General features: G+C 31.4%; 10 protein-coding genes. 1 reads left to right on the forward strand and 9 read right to left on the reverse strand.

Features of this window, described 5'->3' with window-relative positions:
* The first annotated feature begins 46 nt into the window (after positions 1-46).
* Positions 47-787, forward strand: coding sequence for a hypothetical protein (locus tag ACFQ1R_RS14095; protein ID WP_379926920.1), 741 nt, complete (start codon positions 47-49; stop codon positions 785-787).
* Here ACFQ1R_RS14095 and ACFQ1R_RS14100 read toward each other — a convergent pair.
* From ACFQ1R_RS14100 to ACFQ1R_RS14140, 9 genes are all read right to left on the reverse strand, one after another.
* The gene (locus tag ACFQ1R_RS14100; RefSeq protein ID WP_379926921.1) at positions 784-2,847 is read right to left on the reverse strand and encodes a DUF2264 domain-containing protein; all 2,064 of its coding nucleotides are present in this window, start codon (positions 2,845-2,847) and stop codon (positions 784-786) included. The genes ACFQ1R_RS14095 and ACFQ1R_RS14100 overlap by 4 nt on opposite strands.
* Complete coding sequence (locus ACFQ1R_RS14105; protein WP_379926922.1) at positions 2,786-5,386, reverse strand: alpha-L-arabinofuranosidase C-terminal domain-containing protein; 2,601 nt, start codon at positions 5,384-5,386, stop codon at positions 2,786-2,788. Before ACFQ1R_RS14105 ends, ACFQ1R_RS14100 begins: the two co-directional genes overlap by 62 nt.
* A gap of 63 nt (positions 5,387-5,449) precedes the next feature.
* Positions 5,450-8,560 (reverse strand): glycoside hydrolase family 2 TIM barrel-domain containing protein, encoded by a 3,111-nt coding sequence (locus ACFQ1R_RS14110; protein WP_379926923.1) that lies wholly within the window; start codon positions 8,558-8,560, stop codon positions 5,450-5,452.
* A gap of 15 nt (positions 8,561-8,575) precedes the next feature.
* Complete coding sequence (locus tag ACFQ1R_RS14115) at positions 8,576-9,781, reverse strand: glycoside hydrolase (protein WP_379926924.1); 1,206 nt, start codon at positions 9,779-9,781, stop codon at positions 8,576-8,578.
* Positions 9,782-9,794: 13 nt separating this feature from the next.
* Positions 9,795-11,132 (reverse strand): BNR repeat-containing protein, encoded by a 1,338-nt coding sequence (locus ACFQ1R_RS14120; protein WP_379926925.1) that lies wholly within the window; start codon positions 11,130-11,132, stop codon positions 9,795-9,797.
* A 14-nt stretch (positions 11,133-11,146) separates the two neighbouring features.
* Positions 11,147-12,310 (reverse strand): sigma-54-dependent transcriptional regulator, encoded by a 1,164-nt coding sequence (locus ACFQ1R_RS14125; protein WP_379926926.1) that lies wholly within the window; start codon positions 12,308-12,310, stop codon positions 11,147-11,149.
* 92 nt (positions 12,311-12,402) lie between these two features.
* Entirely contained in the window at positions 12,403-13,344 is a 942-nt protein-coding gene (locus ACFQ1R_RS14130) for a mechanosensitive ion channel family protein (protein ID WP_379926927.1), read from the reverse strand.
* 3 nt (positions 13,345-13,347) lie between these two features.
* Positions 13,348-14,661 carry an ABC transporter permease gene (locus tag ACFQ1R_RS14135; protein ID WP_379926928.1) on the reverse strand — a complete coding sequence of 438 codons (1,314 nt, stop codon included), beginning with the start codon at positions 14,659-14,661 and terminating at the stop codon, positions 13,348-13,350.
* Between the two features lie 4 nt (positions 14,662-14,665).
* Positions 14,666-15,595: an ABC transporter ATP-binding protein gene (locus ACFQ1R_RS14140; protein ID WP_379926929.1), complete on the reverse strand. Its 930-nt coding sequence runs from the start codon at positions 15,593-15,595 to the stop codon at positions 14,666-14,668.
* Positions 15,596-15,941 lie beyond the last annotated feature (346 nt).

Raw genomic sequence — 15,941 nt, forward strand, 5'->3', positions numbered from 1 at the left:
TTTTGATACTTTAGCCCAACCTATTTATGATTTAACCCTAACCTATATGAAACACTTTTACCTATTTTTTGTTTTAATTACCTCATTATCAATTAACGGACAAACCGATTGTGATAACGCCAATTATTACCTTGTAAGTGCTTATTCGCATGTAAAAACATCCTATGATGCCAATAATATTAGTCATTTAAAATATTCTGCAAACCGCTCGGTTGAATCGTTGAAACTTTCTAAAAAAACCCTAGCCAACTGTAATTGTGAAAAAGCTCTAGAACTTGCTAACAAAGCTATTGTATTATTAAGTAAAGTTGAAGCTGCTGAAACCTATGAAGATGGCAGATATTTTGTGAAACAAGGTAGAGATATTTGTAAAGAAAGTGTTATTGAAATTGACAGATGTGCAACAACTACATATACTATTGAAACAACAACTACCTCGCAAACATTAAGTGATTTAGAAAAAGAACAACTAAAACTAAAGCAACAACAAGAAGTGTTAAAACTTAAAGAAGCTGAAATAAAAATGAAATTGGCTGAACAAAACGAAAAAGAAGTTTTGCTAAAAAAAGAACAATTAATTTTGAATTACAAAACACTTATAGCTTCAAATATTAAAACCTACAATGAAACTTTAAAAAGCTGTGGCTGTAACCATAAAACCATTTCTAACAATGATACTTTAGAAAATACTTCAAACAAAAGTTTGGACGATATTAAATTGTTTTATGTAACAAACTTAAAAACCTTGGCTTCAAATTATTTGGCAGAATTGAATAATTGTAATTAATAATTAATTTGTTTTTGTTCTCCATTAGTCATATTTACACTAATGGTATTAGCATCCTTACTAACGTTTATATTTCGTATTGGCATTAACTCTTTGTTGGTAAAAACATCTCCAGATTTTTTCCAAAGCATTAAAGTTGCATAAATTTTATTTGAACTTTTATTAGAAACAACATTAATTACTTTGCTCGATTCACTTTCAGGGTGAAGTCCTTTAGTTGAAATTACCTCTGTTGCTTCCCAACCCAAAAGTGGTATCATGGCTAATTGGTATTTACCGTTATCAATAATTGTAACTTCAAACCCTTTAACTTTTTTGGTTACTGCTTTTATTTCACTACCTAATTGAGGTAATGCATAATGCCCTAAACGCATTGCTATTGGCTTGTTACTATCATTAGTATCAACTCTTAAAATTCCATTTGCTAAAGGCACATCAGCTAAACGAAATTTGATAGTTTCGTCGGTTTCTAAAACCACATCTCTATAATAAACACCAGCTTCAAACTTTTTAAAAGTATATAAACGAAAGGCTTCCCAATTAAGTTGATTGTTTTTAATAACGTAATTCATAGCTACTTCACCATCATCACCATCAGCTTGCCAAGGAAATGCGCTATTGTATGATAACCGATTATAGTTTTCTGTAGAACGAAATTTTTGCCAATCGTCTTTTACTTTTTCATGACACCAAGCTCTAATTTCCGATGCGCCAATATTGGGATAGTTGGTTATTAAAATTTCTGAAGCTTTTTGATACTTATTATAAACTTCATCCTTTTTAAATTCAGTTTCCCAAGCACCGTTATTTTCTGTAGCTTTCCAAAACAGATTTTCGTCTGGAATTAACAATCCTAAAAATGCTTTTCCCATCCAATACACACTTCCTCTGCAACTATAATTTTGAACAGCTGGCTCAAAAGCACCATAAAAACCTAAAGTTGGCACCTTATCATTCATAAAATCTGGATGTGTAAAAAACTGTTTGATAACTCCTGAAGAAATACGGCGCATCCAACCATAATTTATGTTTTCATTAGGATTTAACCCCATAAGTGGAAACGGAATAATAGCCCCAATTCTGTAACTTATGCTTCTACCATACATAATCATTGTTCCATTTTCACTAAACAAATAGGGATAATTAGTTTTTAAATCGTTAAAATTATTTTTGAATTTTAAGGCAATTTCAGGATAGTATTTATTTCCAAAGTATTCAGACCATATTGCACCATACATTTGAAATGCCCACATGCTGTAATAATCGTAAGCAGGACTGTCGTTATACCACCCTTGTCCGCGATAGTGTGTTAATGATTTTTCTAAATACTCTACTAATAATTTTTCATTAACAACATAACCCTGTTCCTTAAAAAAACTAAGCACAAAAATGTTAAAAAATTTCCAGTTAGAATCTACCGTTGGACCATCGCCGTAACTAAGCATTGTATTTGCTAAAGCATCTTTTTGATGTTGCGGTAGCGGATTCCATAGAACTTCAGGATTAATAAGCATTGAAACAGCTAATGCACCAAACTCAACTAAATTTTGACTTGGACCACCATTTTTTGCTCTTGGTATAATGTAGGATTCACTTGAAAAATCTACCAATTTTGTTATTTGGTATCTATAATAATCGGCTACTTTTATATTGTTTATTATTAAGTTAGGATTATCCTTTAATAATGGCGCAGCTACAAACAAAGTTCTACATAAGCCTTCTAATTTTTCGGTGGGAATTTGACTTTCTTTTTGCGGATAACTTTTACCAGATTGTTTAGGGAATTTCATCGGGTCATCCAACGTATGTATATAGCTAAAAGCACCTTCTAGTAAATACATAGCTGCATCGCGCCAATGTTGTTTGGTCATGCCTGTATAAGGACTTACTTTATAATCTGGATTAACTATTTGAAAAACTTTTGAACCTTCATTTTGAGACCAAACACTTAATGACAAAAAGCTACAAAGTAAAACAACTAATAATCTGCACATTACATTAATTACTTTTAAACCTGATAATTGAAAACGAATACGCTGGCATTTTATAATTAAACGCATTTGAAACTTTGATAGTTGAAGTTACAGGCTTTTGATGTTCATCATTAGGTTGTCCTTGTAAAACTGTTAACGTTGCATCTAAACCATTAGCAACAATATTATTTAAATTGATGTTTGAATTAACCTCAACCGGAAGTACATTTACCAATTTAAGAATTAAGTCGCCCGTTTTAGAATCTTTCACTACCGATGATGCGATGCGCTGTTTTACTTTAGCATCTTGGTTTGATAATTTAATATCGCTAGACATATACGTTTCTCCATAGTTATTACCATAAAGTTGTTGCACATAATAATCAACTGTTGGAAACACTTCTGTATTATTAAAATATATGAGGTCTGGATTCCATTGTGTATGTCCATGTTTTGCTAATAAAGGTGCAAAAGAGGTCATGCTAACCACATCGCCATTACGCTCTACCGATGCTAAATATAAAGCTTCAGCAAGTGCTGTTTGGATATTCATTCGTCGATTAGGAACATGAGCAGCATATTCACCTAAATATACTTTAGATTTACTTCTATCATACGAATCATAAAAATCTTGATTATTTATAAACCAACCTGGAGGCTGATAATAATGTTCGTCTACCATTGGTACTTTTAATTTGGTAGCAACATCCCAACCTTCTTCATAATCGGTTCCCATGTAAAAAGGGCCAACAGTACCTATAACAGTGATTTCTGGGTATTTTTCTTTTATTGCATTGAAAATCATAGTAAAACGTTCTTCGAAAACATCAGTTATTAAATCTTCATTACCAATACCAATATATTTTAAATTGAAAGGTTTAGGATGCCCTAACTTAGCTCTTATATTTCCCCATTTGGTGTTTACACCACCATTTGCCCATTCAATTAAATCTAAAATATCTTGAATGTAACTATCCATATCATCCATAGAAACGCCACATTGTTGACCATGACCTCCTGTTGAAGAATTTTGACAAGGCACACCTGCCGCAATAACTGGTAATGGTTCTGCATTGATATCTTCACAAAACTGAAAATATTCAAAATAACCTAAGCCAACGGTTTGATGATAACGCCATATATTGGGCTGAGGTAAACGTTCTTCTAAATTACCAATGGTGTTTTTCCATTTGTAAATATTATCTATACCATCGCCATGCGCTACACAACCACCTGGAAATCGTACAAATTTGGGTTTTAAGTTTGCAATGGTTTCAGCTAAATCTTTACGCAAACCATTAGGCCTATTTTTATAGGTTTTTTGGGGAAATAACGAAATCATATCCAAAGCCAATTTACCTGTTGTATTGGGTGCAATTTCAATAATGGCATTGTTTACTGTTTGTGTTGCTTTTATAACACCTTTGTATTTACCCCATGTGTTTCCAATATTTTTCAACAATGTTTGCCCGATAATTGTCCCATTTTCATCTTTTAACTGAATGTTTAAATGCTTAATTTCTTTGTTATATGATTTTGCAAAAAGTGAAATGTTGTAGGCTTCATCTTTTTTTATTGGAATGCCATCAAACCCTTTATTAATTAAGCCATAACCTGCTTTTTTCACATCAATTACAGCATAATTAGGGTTGTTTTTATGTATAGGAGTGTCATTATTAATAACTATAGTCATGGCTTCTGGGTTTATGTACCATGCTTTGGTGCTTGTCCAGGTAGTATCTCTATTTTTTGTATCAGACAATTTGTATTCAAAATCACGATTTTGAATTAATTCAGCATATAAACCACCATCGGCTGCGTAATTAATATCTTCAAAAAACACACCTATCAACAAATCGCTTATGGATTTTGTGTGTTCAGGAAGTAAAGTGATGTTTGCCTCTATTGGCTTTAAATTGCTAAAACGAACTGGGTCATCGTTTAAATTTTCATCTCTTTCGCTATTATGAAACTTAACCCATTGTTCATTCTTAATAAGTTTATCAACTAAATCCCAAGTTACTTTATGTATGATACCTTGGTACTTTTTCCCATTAATTACGACATCTTTCCGTTCATTTTTTCTATTTGATAGTAACATTTTTTCTGCCTTTGAATAGCTTTTAAAATTAGTTGTAGTCATTTTAAAAGCTTCTTTTTCAGAGCCATTACTTTTACTTATCCATGAAATTACATAATTATTTTTAGTACTATCAAAAAACACTTCAGGTTCTAAAAAATTATTAGTGTCATCAATTTGCGGGTAAGATTGCCTTTTCCATTCATATAAATTACTAGAAGCGGCATGAGCAAACATGTTAACCTCTTCATTTAAACTCCATATACAATGCCACAAACCTTCTTTATCTTGAAATAAATAAGGCGAATACATGCGTTTTTGAGAACCCCAACTGCCAAAATCGGAAGCTAAAAATGTATGATTATCTCCTATGGAATGCCATGTAATTTCATCGATGCTCCACGCAAAATTCAAACCACTTTTCCCGTCGTTTGATGCGTAAGCAAACAAATAAACTTGACCCGGATTTATTGTTAAATTCGTAGCCTTTAAAAATTTAATTTGAAATACGCAAAGTACTATTAGTATAAGTTGGTTTAATTTCATGATATAATAAAACGATGTGTTTTTTAAAAATTTGGTTTTTCTATAAAGCGTTTAAATACAGTATTAAAAGAACTTTAAAATATAACTATATGAATAGTTGCCATCTTCTAAACGATACGGCTTATGCGGATATGCTCCCCAACTGGTATCGCCACCTACACCACGTTGCTTAAAATCGATATGCAAATATACTTTATCGTTTTCAACATGAATATCAGTAGTATGTGTTTGAGATTTTTTTTCGCCGCCATCTAATGTTTCGGCACTCATATTTAAGGCACTAAAACATAAAGGTTGTTCTCCTACTATTTTTAAAGTTTGATTGTTTTTGTCACTTAAAGTTAGCCATCTTACATCGGTTTTATAACCTGCTTCTTGTGGCCGTATATACTCCCATGTATATTGGTTTTCAACTTCATCTTTGTAAATACCTAAAAATGACGCTGTATTTCTATCAGAATAATTTTCCCAAGGACCTCGACCATAATATGACAAATTATCATAACTACCATCTAAAAGCATTCGCATACCAAATCTAGGTAATTCAGGTAAGTCTTTTCCTGTGGTGTTCATACTTGCTGTAATTTTTATGGAACCATCATGGTTAATAATATAATTTACGGTATACGAAACATTTAAATTTGCAATGGTAAAATTAACTGTAATGGGTAATCCTTGTGCTGTTATTTTTCCAACTGTAACGTTATCAACTTTTAAATTGCTGTGTGCATATTTCCAAACACCCAAACGCTCAGGCATTTTATTGCCGTAATCATTATCGGTAGGTGCGCGCCAAAAATAGGGTTCTGGGTAGTTTAAAATTGATTTATTATTTTTGTCTTCTAGTAATTTATAAAGGATTAATTTACCTTGAATCAAATCGAAACTACCAACTATATTACCGCTTGCAAAATGTAATGTTTTACGGATTGTTTTATACTCCAACTTACCTTTGCTTTCTGTTTTATTATTAAAAAACGCGGTGTTTCCTATTTTAAATTGTTCTCTAGCAATTTCGTAATTAGCTGGTATTGTTTTAGTTTCTTGTTTTGTAAACGCATAAACCTCTAGATAATATTCGTTTTCTTTGTTTAACTCAGGTAGTTCTACTACAATATCTATAGCTGCATTTGAAGTTGCTGATACTTGAAACGTACGTTCTTTAACAACTTCGCCATTGGCTTTTAATATCCATTTAAAATTGAAATTATCTAAATTGGTGAAATTATAACGATTAGAAACTGTTAATATGTGGTTTTCGTTTAAGCTAAATGCAATGTCCTGATATACTTTTTTTACTTCATTAAGTGCAGGATGCATTGTTCTGTTGGCTGATACTAAACCGTTAGCACAAAAGTTTTGGTCGTGTTGCAAGTTTTCAGCACCTAAATCGCCACCATAAGCCCAAAAAGTTCTACCATCTTGTGTTTTTGTTTTCAAGCCTTGATCAACCCAATCCCATACAAACCCACCTTGCATTTTCTTATTTGTGCTTATAACATCAAAGTATTCTTTAAAATTACCATTACTATTGCCCATTGCATGCGAGTACTCACACATAATAAATGGTCTTATTTTAGCTGGATTTGACGCATACTCATTCATGCTTTTAATACTAGGATACATTGGAGCTACAATATCAGTATTACTATTTTCATCGGCTTGTTCAAACATAACAAAACGTGTTTCATCTTGCTGCTTTAGCCATTTATATGCATCATAAAAAACAGGTCCGTTGCCACACTCATTTCCCATAGACCAAACAATTATAGATGTATTATTTTTATTCTGTTTATACATCCGTTGTATTCTATCTAAATGTGCTGCTGCCCATTCTGGTAAATATGCAGGATGTTTTGTTTTATCAAACTTGCCTTGTTTTTCTGCACCCATAGCATGTGTTTCTATATTAGCTTCATCAACAATATACATACCATATTCATCACACAATGTATATAAGTAAGGATCGTGTGGATAATGGCTCATTCGGATGGCATTGATATTATTTTGCTTCATCAATTTTATATCTTCTAGCATCGTTTGTTTGTCTGGTGCATGCCCTTTTGTTTCATGATGTTCATGAAGATTTACACCATTTACCATTAAAGGTTGCCCGTTTACCATTAATTGAGATGCTTTAATTTCAACTTTTCTAAAACCTATTTTTTTTGAAATAACTTGTGTTTGTTTTTTATCAGATAATTTCAAAACATATCTGTATAAATTAGGCTGTTCTGCACTCCATTTTGAAACTTGGTTTAAGGTAGATGAAAAACTAATTTTGGTGTCTGAAGATTTAAGTTTTTTTTCTTCAGAATAAACTACATGCGCATTTTCATCTAAAAGACTAATAGAAAGTGTTTGCTTTTTTGATGGTTTGCTTGCAAAATTTCTTAAATCTGCTTCAACTTTAAATATTCCATTAGTGTAAGTAGCATCTAAATTTGCTTCAACAAAATAATCCCAAATAGTTGATTTTGGCATTGCTTGCAAATACACATCTCGTTCAATACCACTTAATCTCCAAAAATCCTGGTCTTCTAAATAACTACCATCATGCCAACGAAATACTTGAACTGCTAGTAAATTTTCACCTGCTTTTAAAAATTTAGTTATATTAAATTCTGCTGCTGTTTTTGAAGCTTTCGTCATACCTACTTCTTCATCATTTATAAATATTCTGGCATAACCCGAAATAGAACCAAAATGCAGAATCACTTCTTTATGTTTCCAATCTTCAGAAATTTTAAAGGTTTTTCGGTAGCTACCAACAGGATTATAAGCACCATCTATAAAAGGTGGATTTTTAGGAAAAGGATACACAATATTCGTATAAATAGGCGTATCAAACCCTTGTAATTCCCAATTTGAAGGCACTTCAATTGTTTTCCAATTTGAATCGTTTATGGTTGTTTTATAAAAATCTAATGGTCTTTCTGATGGTTTTTTAACAATATCAAACTTCCAAGTTCCATTTAAACTTTGGTATAGCTTAGACGCTTCTGGTTTGCCCTCAATTGCTGAAGCTTCATTGTGATATGAAACAAAAAAAGCACGACCTTGTTCTTTATTTCTATCAATTATTTGAGGATTTTCCCATTCGTTTGCATGTTCTTGAGAAAAACTTAAATTAAAAAAAAGCAATAATATGGATGATGCAATTAATTTAGACATTTCTTATTTAGTATTTTATAGTTGGTTTAATTGGTTTTTATAGCGTATCATGGCTTCTATTAAATAATAATCGCCATACGAAAGTGGTGTGTCAATTTCGGTTTTTTTAGGCATATTACCAACACCATGTTTTAGTAAGAACCCGCCGTTTTTACCCATTTCAGATATATATTCTGGTGTTAATAAGTTATCAAGAATAGTTTTAGCTTCATTAAAATAATGCTTTTTGGTTTTTTTATTTGAATATTCACTTAACTCTAACAAAGCTGAAGCAATTATAGCTGCTGCTGAAGAATCTCTTAACGCATTTGGAATATTTGGTGCATTAAAATCCCAGTACGGAATTTTATCTTTTGGCAAATTAGAATGATTTAAAATATAATTTGCAATGCGTTGCGCATGTTTTAAATATTTAACATCCTTTGTTTCTCTATACATTACTGTATATCCATACAAACCCCAAGCTTGACCACGTGCCCACGACGAATTATCGGCAGCTCCTTGGTTGGTAATTTGTGCTTTTACTTTACCCGTTTTCTCATCATAAATAACCTCATGAAACGAACTGTAATCATTTCTAAAGTGATTTTTAAGTGTTTTATCGGCATGATTTACTGCAACATTATAATACAAACTATCACCACTTTGCTTGGTTGCCCAAAAAAGCATTTCTAAATTCATCATATTATCTATAATAACTACTAAATCATCTTCGCCTGCTTTATTCCATGAAGCACTATCCCAAGAGCGAATACATTTTACGGTATCATTATATCTTGAAGCTAATGATTTTGCACTATTCATCAACACGTTTTCATATTCAGTATTTGCATTTAATCGTATAGCATTTCCAAAACTGCAATACATCATAAAACCTAAATCGTGTGTTGATTTATTATATTGTTCTTTTTTTAAATCGTTTAAAATACTTTTAATATCCGAAGTGAAAATTTGACTATTTGAAGCTTCGTTTAAATAAATTAAAGTACCTGGATAAAAACCACTGCACCACCAACTTGAAGTACTAGTTTCTAATTTATCATTGTCTGAGTGATACGTTTTTGGATATAAACCTAATGGTACGTTAGTCTTTAAAAAACTGTACTGTTTAATTGCTTCGGTTATGGTTTTATCAATTTTAAAGCCCAATAAATCTTTTTTTTGAGCCCAACTATTTGATACTATAAGTACCAAAATTACAATTAGCAACTGTTTTTTCATTTATTACAAAATCTTAATTTATTTTTTTTAAATGTTTAATTTCCAATACATTTACACTTGAAGCATTTTGATTTGCAATACCTTCTCCATCAATTTGCAATACATTTTGCATAAAAACATGTAGCTTTTTTTTATTATTCCATAAAGCGATGTCAAAATTTGGTTCCCAATCGCCTACCGATAGTTTGCTTAAATCTGTAACATGCCAATTAGAAATTTCATTTAAACTTGAATAAGCTAAAGATACTTTATTACCTCGTTCTTCATCCCTAAATAATATTGATACTACTGTTTTATTATTTATGTTATCAATAAAAATATCGGGTCTAGATATTGGAAGTTTTTTTGTTCCACCGCCACCTAAATTGAAAGTTGAATTTCTAAATCCTGTATTTACTTTTTTCCAATTGCCAGCTTCTAAATATACTATTTGATATTGTGTTAAACCATTTTCATTCCAATAGGTTGCAATATAAGGATTGCTGTTTTTATCAAAACTTATAGATGTTTGATTTATAAGATTACTTTTTTGCGGAATTTTACAAGCATATTCTGCTGAAGCTAATGTAATTGGCAATAGGTATTTTTCACCTTTAGATGTTTCCCAAGTTTTACCGCCATCGTTTGAACGAGCGTAACACATATCATGATTTGTTTCTACATCCCACGTTTCTCTCCAAACCCACGAAACATGTATTGTTCCTTTACTATCAACACAAGCTTGCCAATAAGCGCTTCGGATGTTTTCACCATCAATAAGATTACTTTGTAATTGCGTCCATTTTTTAGAAGCTACATCATAAGAATTGATTACCAAGTTACCTCTGCCCGATTCACCAGAACGGTAAAAAAACAATACATTTCCGTTTGGTAAATTATAAAATTCAGGATAGGTAACTTTGTCTTCTTGCTTTCCAGTCATTATTAGTTCTTCACCTAACTCTAAGCCTAAAGGCATTATACTTTTAGCGTAACGAAGTTTTGTATTATGATGGTCCCAACTTACATGCAAATAGCCATTTCCATCAACTGCTAAACTGATGCTGTTATGAGCATCCTTAACGTTGCCTTTAAATGTTGTTACATGAGTTGTCCATGTTTTAGAATTTAGTTTTCGTTTACCTAAAACTAAATATCCAAATTCATTATAATAACCCACAAACTGTGTATTGCCAAAGGTGGTTAAAGCATGCTTTCTAAATTTTACTGCATTAACGGAATTACTACTCCAACCTTGACCAATATATGAAGATGATATATTTTTATTACAAGCTGTTAGACTGAAGAATATAATGATAATAACTAATGGTATATAATTTTTAAGCATTAAAATTAATTTACCATTAGTCATGTTAATATTTTAAATTACTTTGAAGCAAAAAGTTTCACATCTTGCTCACTTACTTCTGTACCGCCTAAAATAATTAAGCGTTCTACTACATTGCGAAGTTCTCTAATATTTCCTGTCCAATCGTAATCTTGAAGTAATTTTATAGCTTTATCTGAAAATGTTTTTTTGGCAGTACCTTGTTCGCTTGCTATTTTTTCGGTGAAATGATTTATTAACAACGGAATATCATCACGTCTGTTATTTAACGCAGGAACTTGTATTAATATAACGGCAAGTCTGTGGTATAAATCTTCACGAAATCTGCCTTCACTAATTTCTTTTTTTAAATCTTTATTAGTTGCTGCAACTACACGCACATTTACCTTAATATCTTTATCGCTACCAACACGTTGTATTCTACTTTCTTGTAATGCACGAAGTACTTTAGCTTGTGCAGGTAAACTCATATCGCCTATTTCATCTAAAAAAATAGTACCACCATTGGCAGCTTCAAACTTTCCTGCTCTATCTTTTACAGCACTTGTAAATGCACCTTTTACATGACCGAATAATTCACTTTCTATTAATTCGCTTGGTATTGCGGCACAATTTACTTCAATCATTGCGCCATTGGCACGTTCACTTTTTTGATGTAGCCAATGTGCTACTAATTCTTTACCAGTACCATTTGGACCTGTAATTAATACACGTGCATCGGTTTGAGCTACTTTTTCAATAATTTCTTTTATATGAGAAATGGCGTCACTTTCACCAATCATTTCAAAATTTTTGCTCACTTTCTTTTTAAGCAATTTATTTTCAACAACCAGTTCTTTTCTATCTAAAGCATTTCTAACAGTATTTAAAAGTCTGTTTAAATCTGGTGGTTTTGAAATATAATCAAACGCTCCTAAACGCATGGTATTTACGGCGGTATCTAAATCGCCATGACCAGAAATCATTACCATTGGTATTTCAGGTTTTATTTTTTTTGTAGCTTCTAATACTTCAACACCATCCATTTTTGGCATTTTTATATCGCATAGAATTAAATCGTAATCGTCGTTTTTTATTTTTTCTATACCAATTAAACCGTCTTCAGCTTCTTCTACTTGGTATGTATCATTTTCTTCAGAAAGAATTTTTACTAATACACGTCTAATTGCTGCTTCGTCTTCTATTATTAAAATTTTTGGCATCTATTTTTAGATTTTTAGAAATTAGATGAAAGATAAAAGACATCTACATTTCCTTGATTTATTAATTTTTAATTATTGAATACTAATTTCCTTTAATCTTTACTTAAATTATTGTTCAATTCGGCTTGGTCAAACCTTAAACTTAAGCTTTGTTCTGGTTTTTGAATAATATGAATATCGCGTTGCGGAAACGGAATACTAATATTGTTTTCTCTAAAAAGTCTATCAATTTCAAATCTGATGGCACTTTTTGGGAAACGTGCATTAAAACTATCATCAATAGTAAATGCTATTTTAAAGTTAAGAGAACTTTCGCCAAAATCTGTAAATAACACAGCAGGTTCTGGTTCTTTTAAAACATCTGGCTGACTTAATGCCGCTTGAAGCAATAACTTTTTTACTAATTGTACATTGCTGCCATAGGCAACACCAACCTCTACACTTTCTCTGGTGGTTGTGCCATTTTGTGTCCAATTATAAAGGCTATTTTCTAGATACAAATGGTTTGGTATTATTAATATTTTATTATCGGCAGTTATGGCTCTTGTGGTTCTTAATTTTATTTCTTCAACACGACCTACTTTACCTTCTAATTCAATTATATCGCCTACATGAACTGTTTGATCAACTAAAATAAAAACACCTGAAATTATATCTTGAAACAGCGTTTGAAGTGCTAAACCAATACCTATCATTAATGCTGCCGAAGCTGCAAAAACTGCTGTTACATCTACACCAACAGCATGCAGTGTAATTAATAAAATTAGCAAATACACTAACCATCTAAAATAGCCAAATACGACGTTAAATTTGCCTTTATCATCATCAGGAAGTTTTCTTGTTATTACTTTTAAAACAATTCTTAAAACAACCGTAGTAGCAAAAATAACAGCAATAATAATTAGAACATCTTTTACTGAAATACTTATATGATCATTAAATTCATAGTGCTGATTTAGAAATGATGTCATCTTATTCCAAATTGAACTTTGCTCTACAACTTTTTCTATCTTTACTATTTCTTGTTGCGTCATTTTTTAATATTTAATCCATTTTATAAGTTCCTTATAACTTGGTTTTTTACCATACATTAAGATACCAACTCTATAAATTTTGGCAGCAAACCAAACTGTAAGCATAAAGTTAGCAATTAATAATAACAACGCTACCACTTGTTGCCAAATAGGTACACCAAACGGAATACGCATAAGCATAACCACTGGCGATGTTAATGGTATAAATGAAAATACGGTTGAAACTGTACCGTGCGGATCTTCAATAACCGTAAAAAACCCAATATAAACCGCCAAAATTAATGGCATAATAATAGGCATCATAAATTGTTGTGTATCCGTTTCATTATCAACAGCAGCACCAATAGCGGCGTATAATGAACTATATAGTAAGTAGCCGCCAATAAAAAATAATATAAATGCAATTATTAAATTAGCTAAAGGTAAATTGTAAAAAGCTGTAATTAAATCTTGTACTTGCATGCTTAACTCTGGGTTTGCCATAGCCTGCTCCATCATTTCCTTTTGTGGCGTTTGTACTTGCGACATATCTATACCAAAAATAATAGAAACAACCGTTAACAAAACACCACCTATAATAAGCCAAACTACAAACTGTGTAATGCCTGCCAACGAGGTTCCTATAATTTTACCTAGCATTAATTGAATTGGTTTTACTGAAGAAATAATAACTTCTATAATACGGCTTGTTTTTTCTTCAATTACACTTCGCATAATCATATTACCATAAATGATAATGAACATGAATAATAAATAGCCTGCTACACCGCCAAAAGCAAGCTTCATAACGCTATCAATTTTTGATGTTTTTTCGCCTGCAAAACTTTCTTGTGCTATGTTAACACTTATTTTTGAAGCGTTTATTTTTACCACATCAACACCGTTGTTTTGAAGGTTGATATCGGTTAATTTGTGTTCTAGTTTGCTTTCTAAATCTGAAATTAAACTAAGTGAAGGCGATTCTTCCGAATAAAATTTAATATGATTTTTAATATTAGTTACATCACTAACCTTATCTACATACAATAATCCATACGCATTTGTTTCTTTTACTAATGCTTTTGCATCATTAAAAGTCATGTTTTCTAAAACATTATATGTGGTGTGTTCTGTACTTTCAAAAGCATCTTTTATTAAACCCGATTCATCAAAAATAGCAATGGTGCGTACTTTATCATTATTTAATTGTGATAAATATGCAACTACCGAAATAAGTACAATCATAATAATTGGACTCATAAAAGTCATTACTATAAACGATTTGTTTCTAACCTTTGTTAAGTATTCGCGTTTTATTATAAGTGGTAAATGGTTCATTATGCTAATTGTTGCGCTTTACAGTTTGAATAAAAATATCGTTTACACTTGGTATCAATTCTACAAAATGAGATACTTCGCCTTTAGATGTTAAAAAGTTAAGTAAATCGTTTGGTTTGCTACCTTCAGAGAGTTTGATGTTTAATTTTAAATCATCATCCAATGTTCTAAAATTTGCTGTTGATATTTCAAATTTATCTGATAATTCGCGTTGTAAAATTTCATTGTTATCAGTTTTAATACCAACTTCAAATGTGTTAATTTTATATTGACGTTTAATATCAACCAATTTTCCGTCAAGAATTTTGTTTGATTTATGAATTAATGCAATATCATCACACAATTCTTCAACCGATTCCATACGGTGTGTTGAAAAAATAACCGTAGCACCTTGGTCTCGTAAATGCAAAATTTCATCTTTAATTAAATTCGCATTTATTGGGTCGAAGCCCGAAAAAGGTTCATCAAAAATTAACAGTTTTGGTTGATGCAACACAGTTACAACAAACTGTATTTTTTGCGCCATTCCTTTTGATAGTTCTTGAATTTTTTTGTTCCACCAGTCGCCAATTTCTAACCGCTCGAACCAATATTTTAAACGCTCTTTAGCTTCGGCTTTACTTAAGCCTTTTAATTGTGCTAAATACAATGCTTGCTCGCCTACTTTCATCGATTTGTACAAACCGCGCTCTTCAGGTAAATAACCAATATCCTTAATATGTGATGGGTTTAGTAAGGTGCCATCTAAATGAACCGTACCGGTATCTGGCATGGTAATTTGGTTAATAATTCTAATAAGAGTTGTTTTTCCAGCACCATTTGGACCTAATAGTCCAAAAATACTGCCTTTGGGTACTGAAATTGATGCGTTGTTAAGTGCTTTAAAGTCTCCAAAATTTTTAGAAACTTGGTTAACTTCTAGTAAGTTGCTCATTTAGTGTTTTATTGACTTGTAGATTGTAAATATATTAAATGTTATGCGAGAAGTTTTATGATTTGTACATAATTTATGAATAAATCCTTTTTTTAATGTAGCCACAAATACACGAATATTTATGCTTTACTGATAGCTGAAAACATATGGCAAAACCACTAAGATGCAAAGCTAAAAAGTATCCAAAAAAAAAACACTTATGTTAATATAGAAAAACATTCGTGTATTCGTGGCAAAATTTCACTAACTATATTAAAAACAAAACCCACCCTTAAAAAAGATTAAGGATGGGAAAAAAATTGCTATGAAAAAGAAAAATTACCACTAATGTTAATTAGTGATATTC

This window comes from Mariniflexile jejuense (assembly GCF_042675665.1).
In the GTDB taxonomy this organism is placed as follows: domain Bacteria; phylum Bacteroidota; class Bacteroidia; order Flavobacteriales; family Flavobacteriaceae; genus Mariniflexile; species Mariniflexile jejuense.

Excerpts from the sequence above, each read along its gene's own strand:
- ACFQ1R_RS14110 (WP_379926923.1), bottom strand. The coding sequence starts at position 8,560 with ATGTCTAAATTAATTGCATCATCCATATTATTGCTTTTTTTTAATTTA.
- ACFQ1R_RS14140 (WP_379926929.1), bottom strand. The coding sequence starts at position 15,595 with ATGAGCAACTTACTAGAAGTTAACCAAGTTTCTAAAAATTTTGGAGAC.
- ACFQ1R_RS14100 (WP_379926921.1), bottom strand. The coding sequence starts at position 2,847 with ATGCGTTTAATTATAAAATGCCAGCGTATTCGTTTTCAATTATCAGGT.
- ACFQ1R_RS14115 (WP_379926924.1), bottom strand. The coding sequence starts at position 9,781 with ATGAAAAAACAGTTGCTAATTGTAATTTTGGTACTTATAGTATCAAAT.
- ACFQ1R_RS14125 (WP_379926926.1), bottom strand. The coding sequence starts at position 12,310 with ATGCCAAAAATTTTAATAATAGAAGACGAAGCAGCAATTAGACGTGTA.
- ACFQ1R_RS14105 (WP_379926922.1), bottom strand. The coding sequence starts at position 5,386 with ATGAAATTAAACCAACTTATACTAATAGTACTTTGCGTATTTCAAATT.
- ACFQ1R_RS14135 (WP_379926928.1), bottom strand. The coding sequence starts at position 14,661 with ATGAACCATTTACCACTTATAATAAAACGCGAATACTTAACAAAGGTT.
- ACFQ1R_RS14095 (WP_379926920.1), top strand. The coding sequence starts at position 47 with ATGAAACACTTTTACCTATTTTTTGTTTTAATTACCTCATTATCAATT.
- ACFQ1R_RS14120 (WP_379926925.1), bottom strand. The coding sequence starts at position 11,132 with ATGACTAATGGTAAATTAATTTTAATGCTTAAAAATTATATACCATTA.
- ACFQ1R_RS14130 (WP_379926927.1), bottom strand. The coding sequence starts at position 13,344 with ATGACGCAACAAGAAATAGTAAAGATAGAAAAAGTTGTAGAGCAAAGT.